Annotated in this window: 18 protein-coding genes; all 18 read right to left on the reverse strand. The window is 33.2% G+C overall.

Annotated elements, in window-relative coordinates; translation table 11 throughout:
* Nucleotides 1-8 precede the first annotated feature (8 nt).
* Genes IGJ49_RS08745 through IGJ49_RS08830 form a run of 18 tightly spaced genes read right to left on the reverse strand, consistent with a single transcriptional unit; the run spans nt 9 to nt 17,931 of the window.
* Nucleotides 9-1,169, reverse strand: a complete 1,161-nt coding sequence (locus tag IGJ49_RS08745; protein ID WP_438723148.1) for a glycosyltransferase family 4 protein — start codon at nt 1,167-1,169, stop codon at nt 9-11.
* Between the two features lie 16 nt (nt 1,170-1,185).
* Entirely contained in the window at nt 1,186-2,343 is a 1,158-nt protein-coding gene (locus IGJ49_RS08750; RefSeq protein ID WP_438723150.1) for a glycosyltransferase, read from the reverse strand.
* On the reverse strand, nt 2,321-3,529 hold the full coding sequence (locus IGJ49_RS08755) for an O-antigen ligase family protein (RefSeq protein ID WP_438723152.1): 1,209 nt from the start codon (nt 3,527-3,529) through the stop codon (nt 2,321-2,323). Before IGJ49_RS08755 ends, IGJ49_RS08750 begins: the two co-directional genes overlap by 23 nt.
* The gene (locus tag IGJ49_RS08760) at nt 3,522-4,607 is read right to left on the reverse strand and encodes a glycosyltransferase (RefSeq protein WP_438723154.1); all 1,086 of its coding nucleotides are present in this window, start codon (nt 4,605-4,607) and stop codon (nt 3,522-3,524) included. The genes IGJ49_RS08755 and IGJ49_RS08760 overlap by 8 nt, the downstream gene beginning before the upstream one ends.
* On the reverse strand, nt 4,604-5,728 hold the full coding sequence (wecB, locus tag IGJ49_RS08765) for a non-hydrolyzing UDP-N-acetylglucosamine 2-epimerase (RefSeq protein WP_438723156.1): 1,125 nt from the start codon (nt 5,726-5,728) through the stop codon (nt 4,604-4,606). Before wecB ends, IGJ49_RS08760 begins: the two co-directional genes overlap by 4 nt.
* 3 nt (nt 5,729-5,731) lie before the next feature.
* Nucleotides 5,732-6,841 (reverse strand): capsular polysaccharide biosynthesis protein CapF, encoded by a 1,110-nt coding sequence (locus tag IGJ49_RS08770; protein ID WP_438723157.1) that lies wholly within the window; start codon nt 6,839-6,841, stop codon nt 5,732-5,734.
* Nucleotides 6,838-7,860, reverse strand: a complete 1,023-nt coding sequence (locus IGJ49_RS08775; RefSeq protein WP_438723159.1) for a polysaccharide biosynthesis protein — start codon at nt 7,858-7,860, stop codon at nt 6,838-6,840. The genes IGJ49_RS08770 and IGJ49_RS08775 overlap by 4 nt, the downstream gene beginning before the upstream one ends.
* Before the next feature lie 2 nt (nt 7,861-7,862).
* The gene (locus tag IGJ49_RS08780) at nt 7,863-9,074 is read right to left on the reverse strand and encodes a glycosyltransferase family 4 protein (protein ID WP_438723161.1); all 1,212 of its coding nucleotides are present in this window, start codon (nt 9,072-9,074) and stop codon (nt 7,863-7,865) included.
* Between the two features lie 10 nt (nt 9,075-9,084).
* Nucleotides 9,085-10,059: an ATP-grasp domain-containing protein gene (locus tag IGJ49_RS08785; protein ID WP_438723163.1), complete on the reverse strand. Its 975-nt coding sequence runs from the start codon at nt 10,057-10,059 to the stop codon at nt 9,085-9,087.
* A gap of 11 nt (nt 10,060-10,070) precedes the next feature.
* On the reverse strand, nt 10,071-10,586 hold the full coding sequence (locus IGJ49_RS08790; RefSeq protein WP_438723165.1) for a GNAT family N-acetyltransferase: 516 nt from the start codon (nt 10,584-10,586) through the stop codon (nt 10,071-10,073).
* On the reverse strand, nt 10,573-11,196 hold the full coding sequence (locus IGJ49_RS08795) for a sugar transferase (RefSeq protein WP_438723167.1): 624 nt from the start codon (nt 11,194-11,196) through the stop codon (nt 10,573-10,575). Before IGJ49_RS08795 ends, IGJ49_RS08790 begins: the two co-directional genes overlap by 14 nt.
* Complete coding sequence (locus tag IGJ49_RS08800) at nt 11,171-12,304, reverse strand: DegT/DnrJ/EryC1/StrS family aminotransferase (RefSeq protein WP_438723168.1); 1,134 nt, start codon at nt 12,302-12,304, stop codon at nt 11,171-11,173. The genes IGJ49_RS08795 and IGJ49_RS08800 overlap by 26 nt, the downstream gene beginning before the upstream one ends.
* A 16-nt stretch (nt 12,305-12,320) precedes the next feature.
* On the reverse strand, nt 12,321-14,153 hold the full coding sequence (locus IGJ49_RS08805) for a polysaccharide biosynthesis protein (RefSeq protein WP_438723170.1): 1,833 nt from the start codon (nt 14,151-14,153) through the stop codon (nt 12,321-12,323).
* Nucleotides 14,154-14,174: 21 nt separating this feature from the next.
* On the reverse strand, nt 14,175-14,915 hold the full coding sequence (locus tag IGJ49_RS08810; RefSeq protein ID WP_010735163.1) for a tyrosine-protein phosphatase: 741 nt from the start codon (nt 14,913-14,915) through the stop codon (nt 14,175-14,177).
* A gap of 17 nt (nt 14,916-14,932) precedes the next feature.
* Complete coding sequence (locus IGJ49_RS08815; protein ID WP_062805073.1) at nt 14,933-15,610, reverse strand: CpsD/CapB family tyrosine-protein kinase; 678 nt, start codon at nt 15,608-15,610, stop codon at nt 14,933-14,935.
* Nucleotides 15,611-15,622: 12 nt separating this feature from the next.
* Nucleotides 15,623-16,399, reverse strand: a complete 777-nt coding sequence (locus tag IGJ49_RS08820) for a YveK family protein (RefSeq protein ID WP_010735161.1) — start codon at nt 16,397-16,399, stop codon at nt 15,623-15,625.
* Nucleotides 16,400-16,419: 20 nt separating this feature from the next.
* The gene (locus IGJ49_RS08825; RefSeq protein ID WP_010735160.1) at nt 16,420-17,274 is read right to left on the reverse strand and encodes a hypothetical protein; all 855 of its coding nucleotides are present in this window, start codon (nt 17,272-17,274) and stop codon (nt 16,420-16,422) included.
* Nucleotides 17,275-17,283: 9 nt separating this feature from the next.
* Nucleotides 17,284-17,931 (reverse strand): class D sortase, encoded by a 648-nt coding sequence (locus IGJ49_RS08830; RefSeq protein WP_023519871.1) that lies wholly within the window; start codon nt 17,929-17,931, stop codon nt 17,284-17,286.

Consider the following 17,931-nt stretch of genomic DNA (forward strand, 5'->3'; position numbering starts at 1 on the left):
ATCACCCTTTACAATGACTTATAAACATCTATAAGACTATCTGCTGAATTACTCCAAGTATACTTATTCATAATTAAATTTTTTCCATTTTCAGCAATTATTCTTGATTTTTGTCTATTATTATAAACTTCTGTTAAAACATTACCAATTGCTTCGCTGTTTTTAGGTTGAACTAAATATCCATTTTTATTATGTTCAATAATTTCTGAAATGCCTCCATTATTACACGCTACAGTGGGCATCCCGCTTAACATCGATTCTAAATAAACACAACCGAGAGCTTCGAAAAAAGAAGGCAAAACGAATACAGAGCTTCTACTCATCATTTCAGCAACTATTTTATATTCTATATTTCCATAGAAATGTACATATTTTTCAATACCTAAATTATTAGTTAAATTTTTAAGATTTTCCATTTCTGGTCCTTCTCCAACAATGTCCAATCTCACATTTTGACTTAAATTATTTTTTTCAATAAATTCGTAGAAACCTTTGATTAAGTATTTTTGTCCTTTTATCTTAGTTAAGTTTCCTACACTAAGAATAGTATAGTCATCGTTTATAATACGTTCGTCATTGGCGCCTTGCATAAAAATTTGTGGATCTGCTCCATTATAAACAACCTTTAGAGGAATATTTTTGACTCTTTCACGTACAATAGAAATAACTTTATCACTGACACCTACTATAGTATCTGCACGCTTCAAATATTTTTCTAAAACATATGATTGAAATTTCTCAATCAAAGGACGGATTGGATAATAATTATTCCAAACATTCAGCCCATGAAAATGTACTACTAGCTTACTTTTATTCTTATTTCTTACTAATTCTTTTAATATTGCTAAATCAATAATATGTGCAGACAGTATTTCAAATCTGTTTTTACTCAAAAAGGCACTTAGTGTATCTTGATCTTTTTTGTGAAGAATTCCAAAAACTTTATCTACATTTCTACAATAGTAATTAAATTTATAGCATTGTAGACCATTTTGTTCAAAAAAATGAATATCAGATTGATATTCTTTTTTATTTACTGGAACGGGAATTAAGATTGAAACGTCTAATCCCTTTTTTTTTAAAGCTTGCGCTTGTTGTTCAATAAATATGCAATACTGAGGATTAATTTCACTTGGATAAAGTGAGGATATAAATAATACTTTTTTCAAAAGAGAACCTCCTTAATTATATGTTAGTATATTTTTGAACAGGTTGAGCATAACTTGCAGGCCCATTAAACGGTATCAAATTCATATCTGATTTTTGATATGCTGAAATCAATTGGATTAAATTTTTTGTAGCTATTTTAGGCGACCACTCGTTAACTATTGTGAAATGAGCCTCTGTTCTCATTTTATTTATACTAATCAGATCTAAAGCCAAAATCTCCTCTAAACAATTATATAGAGTTTGATAATTTTTATGATCATAAATAAATCCGTTAACTCTATCTTTAATCAAGTATGGGCTACTACCGGCTTCAATACTTGCAATTGGAATACATCCATTTGCCATCGATTCATTCAATACAGCTCCCCACCCTTCATTATGATCACTAGAAAATATATAATAATCAGAGTATCTCATATATTCTTGTACATCATTAGAAGATACTTCTCCAATTAAAGTGAAAAAGTTGTCCAAGTTTTTTTGCTCAATTATTCTTTTTATTCTTTTTTGCTCTGGTCCATTGCCAATCATTTTTATATGAAACGGTTGTTGCTTACTAATAAGAAACTCGGCAATTTTTATACAGGTTTCAGGATGCTTCCAACTGACAAATCTTCCTACCCATAATAACTCCATTTTTTTGTTTATTTTTTTATACATCAGCTCCGAAAAACTAACCTTAGGAAAATATCCCCACTTATAAGTCCTATTTTTAAAAGAAAAACATTTTTCCATATCATTAGCAGCATATGCACTTGCCCCTAGAAATAAAAAGTTTGTTTTTTTTCGAAATGGAAAATTTCTAAGTATATATTTTATACGACGCAAAGTATTATGCTTTTCATCTTTAAATATATGTTCTGAAATTCTTAATGTTAACTTATTTGAGCGCAATCTCTTTCTAATAAAGCGATCTCCAGCAGCTTGTTGAATTAAAACATCCGCTTCCTCAACCAAGCTATTACAGAAATCACGTATGATTTTGCTTTCATAATATTTCAGATGATAGTTTTTTTTTAAAAACTCTCTATAATCTCCTCCTTTTGTGTATTCAAAAGAATCTGGTTTACATATTGATATAAAGATAAAATCACTACCATATATGCGAAATAATTCATCTGTAATCTCAGAAGTATGATGATTTAATACATTAGATATCCAAACTATTTTCATTGACATCACCTACTAACATTTTATTATTTATTTCAATCAATATGAAAATGAGAAAATAAAAACTAAAAAGGGAGGAGGGAACTATAAGTGTGTGCTCAAATAAAGATGTAATGATCCAAACTAAAAATATACTTTTACCAAAATATGAATTGTTAGGTAATCGCCAAAATAACGAAATCAGAAATATTATAATAAAAAATAAACCCACAATACCAATTGTAGTAATATAGTACATCAAGGAGCTATCGGTATTTAAAAGCGAAGCATATACATTTCCTGTACTATAAAAACTACTTGAATTAAGATTCCCAATACCAAAATAAAGATATCCAAATTTTTTCAAAAAATTATATGTGTTTATTTGATTATTCAGTCGACCACTTGTTAAAGTATCTAAATCTAGACTTTCCCAATTTCCAATATTCAATTGACTCAACATATTCCCAAAAAATACCATAAAAATTACGGAGCATATTGTGACAGAAATGATACGTATTTTCAGTGGCATTATTTTCAGAAATTTGAAATACATTATAAAGAACAAAAAAATCAAAATACAAAAAAAAGAAGTTCTAGATCCAGCATTGATTATTATAAATGTAATAAAAATTAAAGAAATCCAATTAAATACTTTATTTTTTTCTTTATTATAAATTAAATATATAGTACTTAATCCACCAACTAATGCAACCAAAGCTAAAATATTAGGATTGATAAAACCTAAATACGTTCTTATTCCTCGATTATTCGCTAAAATATTATTTAAAAGAGAAAATAAATTAATTGATATATCCCTATTTTGGATTGTCAAAAAAAGTAGAGAAAAAAATACAGAGTATTGTATCTGTTTACAAAATTCTATAGTATTACTAAACAAATCGACTGCTACTAGGATAAGAAAAATAAATAGTATATAGTATAAAACATTGATTAGTTGATTTTTTATAAGTATGTCCGTATATCCAATAATCATTAATATCATCGGCAAAAAAGCAAATGGAATTAACAAGACAGATAAAATTCGAAATACAGCTTTGTTTATTCCATAAAAATAAAAATAAGTTAACATACAAAATGATAATCCATATTTAAATATTCCAAATACTCCGTTATAAGAAGCTGTATAAGTAAAAATGTATGAAATCAAAAGTATAAAAAAAAGCGATTTATAAATATTTTTAATCATTATTGAATTCTTCTCCTATTAAATATTTATACAAGGTAACTTCTTGGATATTTTCCTCTAATTTTTTTTCAGATACTTCAAAATCATTTTTTATAAATGACTCCATAATTTTTTTCAACTTTAGATAGTCGTTTTTTTCGAAATAATAAACATTATCATAATCAAATAAAATTTCCTTAGAAAACTCTGTCTTGGATGATATTATTGGAGAATTTACTAATTTTGCTTCTAATAAAGGCAATCCAAAGGTTTCAATATATGATGGAAATAATAATACAGAATTCGTATACATATCAAAGACTCTATTTCGATTTATATTTCCTAAAAATTTAATATTAGACGGTATATACTCCAAGTAATGTTCACACATTTTTTTATCAATAGTCAAGTATACAGAAAAATTATTGATATTTTCTCCTAACAACTCATTTACAGCTTTAAATATAAGCTCATGATTTTTATATGGAATCATACTTGCAGGATAAAAAAATTGTTTTTCTTTTTGTTCTTTATAACTTTCTTCCGAGAAAAAGTATCTTTCCTCAATATACTTATTAATTTTTGGAGGAATTACATCTATAGAATTAGAAATTTTTTTACTAACGTTTTTTTTCATCCATTGACTTTGAACTATTATTCTGGCTCCACTTTTTTTTAACAAGATATTAAATATATTTCCGATAAGAAACTGATAAACTGCATACTTTCTTTCTTTTCTTTTGAAAATTGAGTATTTTTTTTCTTTCTGATATGGTAGTGGTTGATGTAGATACACTACTTGCTGACATTTCAACCCCAGTGTAGCTGTATTTTGTAAAGAAATATAAAGATCTGGTTCAAATTTATTTATGATTTTTTTACCATTGAAGAAGTCAAACTCTAACCTTTTTTTCCAGCTTTTTTTTATTAAAGGTAACGTTATTATTTCAATATTATCTCTAGGTTCTAAGTAATCATCACCTAGTAAAAAAATCCAATCGTTATTGTCATCGCTTGAAACAATTTCATCATAAAAATCACGTAAAATCGACAATGCCCCTCCCTCAGAAGCAGCGATATCATTAACTACTATTCTCATTTCTGCCACACCACCCGATTCACATAATCGGTATAGGACAAAATAATGCGTAATACTTTCTCTGAAACATTTGGCATTGAATAATCTGAGACCTTTCTCAAGGTATCATTCTCTTGTGTTTCTAACACTTCTAGACCTTGAAGGATTCTTTCTTTTTCAAGTCCAACCATCATCACACTTGCTTCTTCCATTGCCTCTGGGCGTTCATGTGCTTGACGGATATTCAATGCTTTAAAATTCAAGGTAGAAGCTTCTTCACTAATGGTTCCACTATCACTTAACACTGCTTTGGCGTTGAGCTGTAACTTATTATAGTCATTGAATCCCATCGGTTTCATTGTTTGGACCAATTGATGAAATTCGATTCCTTTCGCTTCAATCATTTTCATTGTACGAGGGTGCGTACTTACAATGATTGGTAACTGATATTTCTCAGCAATCGTATTTAGACTATCTACTAAATTCATAAAGTTGTTTTCGGAACTGATATTTTCTTCCCGATGGGCGGAAACAACAAAATATTTTCCTTTTTCCAGACCTAAACGTTGGATGATGTCAGAATTCTGAATGTCCTTTTTTCTCGAATGAAGTACTTCAAACATCGGACTTCCAGTTTTAATGATGCGATCGGCAGGTAATCCTTCACGTAAAAGATATTCTCTTGCAATATCACTATACGTAAGATTGATATCTGCTGTGTGGTCTACGATTTTTCGATTTGTTTCTTCTGGCACACGTTGGTCAAAACAGCGATTCCCAGCTTCCATATGAAAAATAGGAATATGTCTTCTTTTTGCAGCGATTGCACATAGACAACTGTTTGTATCACCTAATACTAGGAAAGCATCAGGTTTTACTTCCTCTAAGATAGGATCAATCTTGATTAAGATATTTCCTACTGTTTCAATTGCTGTGCCATTTGCAGCGTTCAAGAAGTAATCAGGTTTTCTTAATTTAAAATCTTCAAAAAATACTTCATTTAATTCATAGTCATAGTTTTGACCGGTATGAACTAGCACGTGGTCAATCGCTTCTGAAGTCTCTAAACGATTGATTACTGCAGATAGTCTGATGATTTCTGGACGAGTACCTACAACGGTCATCACTCTTAATTTTTTCATTCATTAAACCTCCACATAATAAGTATCAGGATGTTCTGGATCAAATGGTTCATTGACCCACATGACGGTTACCATATCTGATTTACCTAGATTCTCAATATTGTGTGTATAACCAACTGGGATATCCACTACTTCCAGTTTTTCACTGGAAACAAAATATTCAATCACTTCATCTGAATCTATTTTTCTGAAACGAATGACTCCTTCGCCATTTACTACTAAAAATTTTTCATTTTTTGTATGATGCCAGTGATTTCCCTTAGTGATCCCTGGTTTTGAAATATTAATTGATACTTGGCCACGATCTTTTGTTCTTAAAAATTCTGTAAAAGATCCACGATCGTCTACATTCATTTTTAAAAAATATGAAAATTCGTCTTCTGGTAAAAAACTTAAATAAGTGCTGTAAAGATTTTTTTCAATTCTTCTCGAAAAATCTGGTAAAGTTAAGCTCACTCGACTTTCTTTAAAAGAAATAATCAGTTCTTTCAATTCGCCAACAGTGATTTGATCAACTTCTCGAACAGAGCAATACCCTTTTTCCATATATGGTTTATCATTTAAACAAAAAATCAATTCCTTGACTACGTCATCAATGTAACACAATTCAATCATCGCATTAGGGTCATTGACTGTCACTTCTTCATCACGAGCAATCTTGTAACAAAAAGTAGCAACTACCGTATTATAATTTGGGCGTGACCATTTACCATACAAATTTGAAAAGCGATAGATATAAACTGGTGCGCCTGTTTCCTCATGATATGATTTTAAAAGATCTTCACCAGCTTTTTTACTCTTACCGTAAGAGTTATCCAAAGAAGCTTGAATAGATGAAGAAATCATCACTGGGCATGTATTATGATATTCTTTTAGCTTTCCAAGTAACTCTGAAGTAAATCCAAAGTTACCTTTCATGAACTCGTCCTCTTCTTTAGGGCGATTGACACCTGCTAGATGAAAAATAAAATCTGCTTTTTTGCAATATTCGTCTAATAAATTTTTGGGTGTGTCGATATCAAAGCTGAGAATATTTTCATATCCTTCATTTTTTAATTCAGCAATCAAATTTTTACCTACAAATCCATTGGCTCCAGTTACTAAAATATTCATTTTGTGCGCCACGCTTTCAACTCTTTTTTTACATAATCCAATTCAAGGAGCTTCTCTTTGATTTCTGCTACTGATAATCGATGAGTATTATCTGAATTGTACTCACCTTCTTGTGTTAATTCTTTACTACCTTCAAAAAAGTATTTATCGTAATTCAAATCACGCGTATCCGCAGGCACACGATAAAAATCACCCATATCTTTAGCAACTAGATACTCTTCTTTGGTAAGCAAAGTTTCATATCTCTTTTCGCCATGGCGTGTTCCAATCACATGGACTTCGTTATCTACATCAAATAATTCAATGATTGCTTGAGCTAAATCCCCAACAGTTGAGGCAGGTGATTTTTGAACCATGATATCGCCAGCTTTGGCATTCTGAAATGCAAAGATGACCAATTCTACAGCTTCGTCTAAACTCATTAAAAAGCGAGTCATTCCTGGATCAGTTACTGTCAGTGGCTTACCCTCTTTGATTTGCTCAATAAATAGTGGAATGACCGAACCACGAGAAGCCATGACATTTCCATAGCGAGTCCCACAGATCGTTGTTCGTTCATCCGCTACTGTTTTCGCCTTAGAAACGAAAACTTTCTCCATCATTGCTTTAGAGATTCCCATGGCATTGATTGGATAAGCTGCTTTATCTGTAGAAAGACAAATCACTTTTTTTATCCCCATCTCAACAGCTGCTGTAACTACATTATCCGTTCCGATAATATTTGTTTTTACAGCTTCCATTGGAAAAAATTCACACGATGGTACTTGTTTAAGCGCAGCAGCATGAAAAACATAGTCTACTCCGTACATAGCGTTTTTAACACTGTTGATATCTCGAACATCACCGATATAAAACTTTAATTTGTCATTATTGTATTTCTTTCTCATGTCGTCTTGTTTCTTTTCATCACGAGAAAAAATACGTATTTCTTTAATATCAGAATCTAAGAATCTTCGCATCACCGCGTTACCAAATGAACCAGTTCCACCGGTGATCAATAATACTTTGTCTTTAAACATATTTACTCTTCTCCTCTAAAGTGCTGCATGATCGTATTGTAAGTTTTTTTTACCTCATAATTTTCTTTCAAATACATATATGCATTCTCACCTAAAATTCTTCTTTCTTGTTTATCCAACAACTGAATAATATTATTTCTAAAAGACTCTATATCTCCATGTTCGGACCAAAATCCTAACTGTCCATTCATAATTATATCTCTCAAATCAGTATGTTTATCTGTCGCTGCCAATATTGGAATTTTGCTATTCATATATCCTAAAATTCGAGAAGGTATATTGGGAATTGTAAATCGTTTATCTAAAAATACTAATCCAACATCAGCAATCTGTTCTATCTTTTCATATTCTTCTTTTGGAAGCTGGTCTAACAAAATAGCATTGCTCGGTTGATTATCCAAGAAAAATTTTTCTAGTTTATATCTTTCTGTTCCATTACCAGCGATAATAAAAAAAGTATTTTCTATCTGTTCTTGTTTTAAATATTCAATTAGAAAGTCAATTCCTTGAGGTTTCCCAAGATTTCCTCCAAACATAAAAACAATAGATTCTTTATTTATATTAAGTTCTTCTTTGCGTTTTTCTCGTTCTTTTTTATTTATTGCTATTTCACGTATCTCAATTGTATTAGGATTGATTTCTACCTTTGAATTTTTTATCTCTGGATTGTGATTAATTAAATAATCAAGATTACCTTGGGACATGCAACCTATATGATCAGATATCTGATATAATTTTTTTTCTTTATTTCGAAAGAACTGGTGAACCAAACTCTTGTTTCTGATCATTTGTAAATCTACAGCATTTTGAGGAAATATATCTTTTAATAATAAATATGCTTTTGCATTATCTCTTTTTTTAACAAACGAAACAACTTTCTCGAATGTAATAGGAGGTGTAGCATACAGTACTAAATCAAACTTTTTATTTTTTGTATACCGCTTTATTGCGTTTATATAATGCTTCTCTATCATAGATTGACTGATTGTTTTTTCAATAGGATTTGTTTTTTGGAAATTCCCAGTTTTAACCTTAATAAGAGTAACACCATCCACTTGTTCAACTATTGTTTTACCTATTTTTTCTCTACGTTGAATTGGCGTAATAACTGTTACATCATGGTTTTCTGCTACAAATTCTCTAAGTAAATCAGTATAAATCCCAGATTGGTCTATATTATTTATTTTTGAAACAGTTATAAAGAGTATATTCATAAAGCACCTCTTATTTTTCAATTAAAATTTGTTCACTGTATTTCATCATATAAATATCTTCTTTGTAGTAAAAAATATCTTGTTTTTCTAATCTCTTACCTAAACTATTCTCAATTAAATATTTAGTAAAATTTACACCGGATTCATATGCATGAGGATAGCCACCTCCGAATCGTGGGTTAACCTCTGATAAATAAAATTCGCCATCTTTTTCAAACAAGTCAAAATCATTCGGACCAACTAACCCTGGAGAGTTTGCCACAAATTTTTCAATTATTTCCTTTGCCTGTTGAATATGAATAGATTTAGATTTGTCTGTTTCACCCGCACGCATTCTTAGTTTTTCTTTCACAAATATGTCTATCACTTCACCGGTAAAGATATCAATATAACAATCAATACCATATTCTTTCCCATTCATATTCTCTTGAATCATTAGAGGTGTTTCTGAAGTCTTAAAAAGTATTTCTAGATGTTCGATACTATGGATCAATCCGACTCCGATACTAGCACTTCCACATATAGGCTTAACAAAAACTGGCAGACTGACTTCACCTTTTTGATAAGCAAACAGAAAGTTATCATAATTAAAATAACTTTTCGGTGTATTGATTCCTAATTCAAGAAGTTGATTGTACATCATCTCTTTATTTAAACACATTTGGGCCATATCATAAGAAGGTGCAAAAACTGTTATATTATTATCTTCAAATAATCGGCGATTCTTGGATAATATCTCCATCTCTGTATCAATTAAAGAGAATATTGCATGTATGTCGTTATCCTGACAGATTTTTAGAATTTCTTTGAGATATACCTCACTAGTGAAGGGCGGAACAATAAAATAGTCGTCACACATATAAAGTGCGGGTGCTAAAAAGTTACTATCCGTTCCGTAAACTTTCCCACCGTTTTCTAAAAGTTCTCTTTTAAAGTATTCAACTATTTTGTTCCTTGTTCCGCAACTTAGTATTAAAATATTCATTCTAGATCTCCCTATAAAAACTTTTCTCGTATTTCTACATCACAGTATTTTCCCTGTATATAACGATCTTCTTTCTTTACGCCAACCAATTTATAAGAGTTTTTTTCCCAAAAGCTTACTGCCCCTATATTTTCACTAACTACTGATAAAGAAATTTTTCTAATATTCAAATAGTTTTTAGCATACTCTTCGATCAACTTTAGTGCATCAGTCCCAATACCCATATTAAGATAATCCTCATCTCCAATATATAAGCCTACTTCACAATTCCGGTGAATATTATTGATATCATATAGTCCTATTAGTCCAATGGGGAGATTGTTTTTTGCATTCAAAATAATAAACCGGTAATTTTTTTCTGTGATTCTACATAATTGAGGTAAAAATTCATTTAATTCAAAAAATGATTGAGGTTTAAACCCGCCCCCTAAATATTTGAATACTTCCTCTGAATTTTTCCATTTGTACAGGTGTTTACCATCTTCTATTTCCATCGGTCTGAGTTTGATACGCTCATTCTTTATCACGTGTGATTTTCCCTTCATCGTAAATATCCTGTATTTTAAATACCTTTAAAATTGTTTTATAAATTATTTTTAAATCATTAGTAAAAGATATTTCTTCTATATATTGTAAATCAATTTCTATACGCTTATCCCAGCTTACAGAATTTCTTACAGTACATTGCGCCAAACCTGTAATACCAGGTCTAACAGTGAATCGTTTCTTGGCCCATTCTGTGTAAGCATCAAATCCATCATAAGGAAAATAAGTAACTGGAGGTCTAGGTCCTATAAGTGACATATCACCGATAATGATATTTATTAGTTGTGGCAGTTCATCCAAACCAGTCTTTCTTAAAAATCCTCCAACTTTGGTAATCCTATTATCCGAAGCAGTCTTAATCGTTAATCCATCACCTATAGTTTCTGCTCCAACACACATTGTTCTGAATTTATAGATAAAGAAATTCTCTCCATTTAGTCCCAACCTTTTCTGTTTAAAAAAAACTGGTCCTTCTGAAGTTGACTTTATTAAAATTGACAAAATTATAATTATAGGAGAGCAGATTATTAATACTATTATAGATATACACACATCTAGTACTCTCTTAAATATCTGTTTGTATAGGTTCATTTTGTACAACTCCCTTTATTACCAAGCATACTTTTAATATATCTTCATCAGTCATTTTGGTATCGGATGGTAGACAAATTCCTTTATTAAATAGATTTTCCGCATTTCTATTACCAATATAATTGAAATCTTTAAATATAGGTTGTAAATGCATAGGTTTCCAAATAGGTCGCGCTTCAATATCTTCAAGAGCCAATGCATCCATGATTTTAGTGGGATCAACACCTTCTACTAAAATAGCGCTCAACCAATAGTTAGGTTTATCCCAACTATTTTCAGGCATAAATGTAATGGCTGAAAAATCAGCTAACTCCTGTTTATAAAAATCATATATATATCTTTTTTTGTCGATTCTTTCCTGAAGTACTTTCAGTTGACCTCGACCAATTCCAGCAGCTACGTTACTCATTCTATAGTTATAACCAATTTCACTATGTTGATAATGTCTAGCATTATCACGTGATTGTGTTGCCCAGAATCTAGCTTTATCTATTTTTTCCTTTTCATTAGAAACAAGCATACCACCACCAGAAGTAGTAATTATTTTATTACCATTGAAAGAATAAATACCATATTTACCAAAAGTACCTGTATATTGGTTTTTATATTTTGTCCCTAAGGATTCAGCTGCGTCTTCAATCAACGTAACATTATACTCTTTACAGATTGCAATAATCTCATCTAATTCAGCAGACAATCCATATAAATGGACCACGATCACAGCTTTTGCATGAGGATATTTTTCCAAACCCTCTCTTAATGCCTTAGGATCCATGTTCCATGATTCCATGTTACTATCTATAAATACCGGGACAGCATCTTGGTAAATAATAGGGTTCGCCGTTGCTGAAAAGGTTAAAGATTGGCAAAGTACTATATCTCCTTTTTCAACACCTGCTGCTTTTAAAGCTAGATGAATCGCCGCTGTTCCAGAAGATAATGCCGCAGCATATTTTACCTGCACAAATTCTGCTAGCTCTGATTCAAATCCATCTACATTTGCTCCTAATGGGGCAATCCAATTTGTATCAAATGCTTCTTTCACGTAAGCTTGTTCATATCCTTCATCACTCATATGTGGTGAAGACAACAATATCTTCTTTTTCATTTTTATCTCCTATCGTCTATTTACTCGAAGCCCTTGCAAATGCTACGACTTCTTTTGCTAGTTGTTTGTCATCGTCGGATAAACCTGTTACAAATTCCATGACTTCTTGGATCGGGTAACCTTTGATATTCCCTACAAAAATCTTTTCATACACCTGTTCATCATTTCGTTCTTTGTCCAACAACAGTTCTTCATACAATTTTTCGCCAGGTCGGATGCCTGTTTCGACGATTTCGATTTCTTCTTCAGTATAACCACTCAAGCGGATCATATTTCGTGCAAGATCTAAAATTTTGACTGGTTCACTCATATCTAAGACAAAGATTTCGCCACCTTTTGCTAATGCACCCGATTGGATGACTAAACGGCTTGCTTCTGGGATTGTCATAAAGTAACGGGTCATCCGAAAATCGGTGATCGTGATGGGTCCGCCTTTTGCGATCTGTTCTCGAAAAACAGGGATTACGCTTCCGCGAGAGCCCAAGACATTCCCAAATCTTACGGCCGAAAACTTGGTACTGTTTTCTTCATTTAAGCCTGTGACGATCATTTCTGCGATTCGCTTCGTGGCTCCCATCACATTTGGTGGGTTATTGGCTTTATCGGTGGACACCATGACAAAGTTTTTGACATTCGCTTCTTTGGCAGCTTCTGCTACATTTTTTGTTCCTTTGATATTGTTTTTTACTGCTTCTCTTGGGTTATATTCCATCAAGGGCACATGTTTATGTGCTGCTGCATGATAGACGATATCTGGCTGATGTTCTTTCATGATATGGAAGATCTTTTCACGGTCTTGGATATCTGCAATAATTGGAATGATTTCTGTTTTATTATAAGAGGGGTCTCCTGATAGTTCGCGATGAATCAAATAGATCGAGTTTTCACCATGTCCTAATAAGAGTAATTTTTTTGGCGAAAAAGCAAGTACTTGACGACAAATCTCTGAACCAATAGAGCCTCCAGCTCCGGTAACAAGTATGACTTTTTCTGAGATGTGTGATTTTAGTTTATCTAAATCTAATTTGACTTCTTCTCGTCCTAACAAGTCGACCACGTCGATTTCTTTCAGGCGAGAAACATTGATTTTCCCTGATGCGATTTCTTCAATCGAAGGCATGGTGTTCATCTTGACTTCTTTTGATTCGATAAGATGGAAAATTTCACGAATTCTTTTTCGTGGCAAGGAAGGTATCGCGATCGTCACCATATCGATCGACAATTCGTCGATCAATCTTGGTAAGTCCTTGGTATTCCCTATGACTTTTATCCCAGACAAATATGTTTTATATTTGTTCGGATCATCATCCACAAAGCCAATCACTTCCAAATCGTTGATTGCTTTTGAACTAAGAATACTATTGTATAGAATACTATTGTATAGAATACGTCCGCCTTCGCCAGCTCCAATAATTAGTGTTCTGTGTTTGTTTAGTGGCGATTCTTGACGCTGTGTTTTATGTTCGATATATATACGCCAGAATAAACGACTGCTGATGATGAGAAACATAGATAAGATGTAAGTTAATAATTGTAATCTAAGGCTGATTTTTTGCATAAACAAATATTGGATGATAAATGATGAAATAACGGTACAAGTAATGGCTGAAAAAATAGCTGCCATCTCATTTAAATTCGTATATCGATTGATTCGCGTGAATGTTTTGAACAGCATGCCATATCCAATGTAAAAAATTAGTGATACGCCTAAATTCACGGCTAAGTAATCTTGATCGATACCAACAAATGGTGTCATAAAATAATAGCTTGATAATATAGAGATGCCTAATAAAAAACTATCAACCAAAACTAAAATGATTACTTTTCTTCTTCTAGTAAGTTCAAACAACCCCTGCGCCCCCTAAAACTTTTATACAATAGGTCGAAAATCTTTTGCATGCACTTGCTCCCCATTGATGATGTCTCTTGTTACTTGATCCATTTCTTCGATGACTGTAGATCCAAATTTTTTCTCTACGATACTATATGCTTTTTCCATATAAAAATCCCGATCTTTTCGACTATGGGCATCTGAGGCAATCATCTGGACAAGCCGATGTTGAACCAGTTCCTCACTTAACTTCTTGATCTGTTTGCCATAAACACCTGCAATACTCGGTGCAGTCAACTGCGCCAAACACCCCATATTCAAGTAGGGTAATAATAGATTAGGACTTTCTTGGAAACCGCGGTTCCGCTCAGGATGGACAATGATTGGTACGATCCCCATCTGACGTAATTCATAAAACAAACTTTCTGTGTATTCGGGAATGCTGTTTGTTGGTAGCTCAGCTAGCAAATAGCGATCGGCGACATCTGCAAAAAGAATCTTGCCACTTTTAATTTCATCGATCAAATTACTTTTTATTCGAACTTCTTGTCCTTCAAATAAAGTTAGGGGGATGGACTGTCGATCGAGTTCTTTTTGCAAGTCTTCGACAGCTAGTAATACATCTGCTTTTTCATTGGTGAAACGTTGATTGTGATGAGGGGTGCATAAAATGTGGGTGATTCCTTGTCGAACAGCTTCTTCTGCCATGGCGATCGATTCTTTGACCGTTTTTGGTCCGTCATCTATACCAGGTAAAATATGACAATGTAAATCAATCATTTTTGCTCACTTCCTCATCAATAGTAATAATAATTAAAATCTGCATTCTTCTTCGCACCGTTGTAAACAACACCTAAAATCGTTGCTTGTGCAATGGATAGCAGTTCTTTCGCTTTGATTAATTCTTGTTTCATTGTTTTGCGTTCTCGGACGACTAAAAGTGTCCCATCTGTTTTTGCGGCTAAGATCTGAGCATCAGTGACTGTTGCAATGGGTGGTAAATCAAAAATGATCAAATCAAATACTGCTTTTAGTTGTTCGATCACTTCTTCCATTCGTTTCGAATCAAGTAGTTCTGATGGATTCGGTGGTTTCGGTCCACTTGTCATGACCCAAAGATTTTCGACGGAACTGGTGTGATAATATGATTCCGGTCTTCCTTCACGATCGCCTAAGAAATTACTTAATCCATTGACATTTGGCAATTGAAAAGTCAATGCTACACTTGGTTTTCTCAAATCAGCATCAACCAGCAAAACTCTTTTGCCACTATTTGCGAATACGACAGCTAAGTTAGCAGCTGTTGTTGATTTTCCTTCACCTGGACCAGATGAAGTCACGACCATCGTCTTCAATTCACGATCGACAGAAGCAAATTGGATATTTGAACGGATCGTCCGATATTGTTCGGAAACCATGGCATTTTTATCGGTAATGCTGAGGAGTGAAACAGGTAAAATAGTGTTTTTCTTCATAAATACTTCTCCTTATACACGTTTTCGAGAACGACGGCTTTCTCTTTGTTCTGTTGTTTCAATCGTTTCGACTTCTGCTGGTTGAAACATACGGCCGTTTTCAAGTTCTTTCTTCGTCATTTCATTGACATCTCCAAGTATCGGCAATCCTAATTCTTCTGTGACAAAACGTTCATCTTTAACTGTTTTATCTAACAACTCTAGAAGAAAGGCTAATCCGACTCCAATCATCAAGCCAAGTAACCCACCAATAACTACGTTCAACATGTTATTTGGTGAAACAGGTGTAGGATTGCTTTGTGCTGCAGAAGTGATCGTCACTTTATTGACATTCAATACGTCCGTTGCTTTTGATTGGAAAACTTGTGCTGTGACGTTGGCGATATCCGTCGCATGATCTGGATTATCAACAGTTGCAACGATTTGGAACATTTGTGAGTTTTGTGATTGATTGACACTGATCACCGATTTCAACTCACCCTTTGTAAGACTTTGTCCATAATTTTGTTCAAGTTCTCTTTGAACATCATTGATGACAACATCGCCTAAAATCATATCTTTGTAAGTATTGATCAACAATACGTTAGCGTTGACATCTTGTAGATTCGTATTCGTATTTTCTGCTTTTGACTGAACGATCATCTCAGCTGATGAACTGTATTTAGGTGTAATCAAAAAGAACGTGACTCCAGCAGCTAATGCAAATCCGGCAAGCGTGGTCGCAAGAATCAGCAACCAACGCTTTCTTAAAATCTCAAATAATTCTCCTAGACTAATCGTTTCTTCCATGTTTTCTCCACTTTCTATCGTTAATATCTTTTCTTAACTTTTCGTCTTCTTAATAGTTCGCTCAACATCCAGATGATGAAACTACAAATAATGAGCACGATTCCCCATTGGATAAATGTTACAATAAAGTTGCTTAGATACGTAGTTAAAAAATGATAGAGCGACTTTGAATTGATGCCGATACGCTCGACCATTTTTGAAAGGTACACAAAAAGAGGTAACGCTAAAAGCATTAGACCAGCGCCACCCACTGCATAACTTAAATAGCGTAACGCACGATGGAAAAAACGTGTGTCGATTGCAATGATCGCAATCACTAATAATGCAGAAACTGTCATTGTAAAGAAGATCAATAAGGTCAGCGTTCTTTTATACCCCATCACTTGCTTCCCATAGGTCAAAAGATAAGGGATCTCAATATATTCACTATAGGTTTCGATGGCAGATTTTTTTAGATTATCAATCGATTGTTGCGTTTCTGCATTGATTTCATAATTGTTTTCTTTCGCATAGTCTTCGACTTTTTTCTGGATGATTTTGTCTACATCCTCTGTCCGTTCAATCAAAAAAGGAATGTCTGTATAAATGGTGCGAATATAGTGTTCAACATTCGATTGTACATAAGCTTGAGGAACAGTGTCTGCCAATACATCTGCAGGAATATTGCTTCCTCGACCTAGATCGCTGATTCTTTGATTGATCTCAGAGGTGATCGTTTCTGAATAATTGGCTTCTTCCATGGCTTTTTCCATAAACTGTTGGTTGAACAACGTTAGTCTCAATACAACTAACGTCATGCCGGCAAACAAACTCAAAGAACAAATAAAAGTAAGTAGCCAACGAGACCCTTTTTGCATGAATTTTTGCGTACTCATGATTTCCTCCTATTTATTAGGATTGATCAACGGACCTTCAACTAACTCACAGATAACAAAAAGTCGTTCATCCGTCATGCCTAAACTATCAACAGGATAGCATGTATAAAGAAGCAGTATTGGTTTATCTTTTTGACTGATCAATTCATTGATTTCCGGATCATCTTTATGACGAATCACCATTTCTTTTACTTGATAGCGGTAATTCGCATAGGTCGTCTTAGCTGTCACGATATCATTTGTTTGAATACCGCTTAGCTTACCAAACCCATCAACATTGTGCCCACCGACTAGTGACGTTCCAGTCTCACCTATGTAGACAGAACCCATATATTGTCCGGCACCTTTTCTTAATATCTCATCGGTATCTCCAAAATACAAAGGCACATTCAGATCTAAAGAATCTACCATGATGTCACCATAGCGTTCGCCACCTCTAGGGTAAGCGATACTGCTAGATGCCAGTTCATTGTTCTCATCTTTAGCGACATCTTCTTCTTTTACAGCTTCAAAGCTTTGTTCTTGCGTTTCGAATGTTGGAACATCTGAAAGTAAAAACAAATTTAAAGAAGAAGTGGCAAAATGAATGACAGGTCTTCCTATGACGTACATTAGAGAATAACCAGCTGCCAAAAAAAAGACAGGGACAAAAAGCAT

The sequence above is a fragment of the Enterococcus sp. AZ171 genome, from assembly GCF_051714005.1.
GTDB classification, from domain to species: Bacteria; Bacillota; Bacilli; order Lactobacillales; family Enterococcaceae; genus Enterococcus_B; species Enterococcus_B pernyi.

Coding starts and splice junctions, on each gene's coding strand:
- IGJ49_RS08810 (WP_010735163.1), bottom strand. CDS start 14,915: ATGATTGATTTACATTGTCATATTTTACCTGGTATAGATGACGGACCA.
- IGJ49_RS08780 (WP_438723161.1), bottom strand. CDS start 9,074: ATGAATATACTCTTTATAACTGTTTCAAAAATAAATAATATAGACCAA.
- IGJ49_RS08800 (WP_438723168.1), bottom strand. CDS start 12,304: ATGAAAAAGAAGATATTGTTGTCTTCACCACATATGAGTGATGAAGGA.
- IGJ49_RS08750 (WP_438723150.1), bottom strand. CDS start 2,343: ATGAAAATAGTTTGGATATCTAATGTATTAAATCATCATACTTCTGAG.
- IGJ49_RS08785 (WP_438723163.1), bottom strand. CDS start 10,059: ATGAATATTTTAATACTAAGTTGCGGAACAAGGAACAAAATAGTTGAA.
- IGJ49_RS08795 (WP_438723167.1), bottom strand. CDS start 11,196: ATGAACCTATACAAACAGATATTTAAGAGAGTACTAGATGTGTGTATA.
- IGJ49_RS08775 (WP_438723159.1), bottom strand. CDS start 7,860: ATGTTTAAAGACAAAGTATTATTGATCACCGGTGGAACTGGTTCATTT.
- IGJ49_RS08770 (WP_438723157.1), bottom strand. CDS start 6,841: ATGAATATTTTAGTAACTGGAGCCAATGGATTTGTAGGTAAAAATTTG.
- IGJ49_RS08760 (WP_438723154.1), bottom strand. CDS start 4,607: ATGAGAATAGTAGTTAATGATATCGCTGCTTCTGAGGGAGGGGCATTG.
- IGJ49_RS08815 (WP_062805073.1), bottom strand. CDS start 15,610: ATGAAGAAAAACACTATTTTACCTGTTTCACTCCTCAGCATTACCGAT.
- IGJ49_RS08825 (WP_010735160.1), bottom strand. CDS start 17,274: ATGAGTACGCAAAAATTCATGCAAAAAGGGTCTCGTTGGCTACTTACT.
- wecB (WP_438723156.1), bottom strand. CDS start 5,728: ATGAAAAAATTAAGAGTGATGACCGTTGTAGGTACTCGTCCAGAAATC.
- IGJ49_RS08755 (WP_438723152.1), bottom strand. CDS start 3,529: ATGATTAAAAATATTTATAAATCGCTTTTTTTTATACTTTTGATTTCA.
- IGJ49_RS08830 (WP_023519871.1), bottom strand. CDS start 17,931: ATGCTTTTTGTCCCTGTCTTTTTTTTGGCAGCTGGTTATTCTCTAATG.
- IGJ49_RS08820 (WP_010735161.1), bottom strand. CDS start 16,399: ATGGAAGAAACGATTAGTCTAGGAGAATTATTTGAGATTTTAAGAAAG.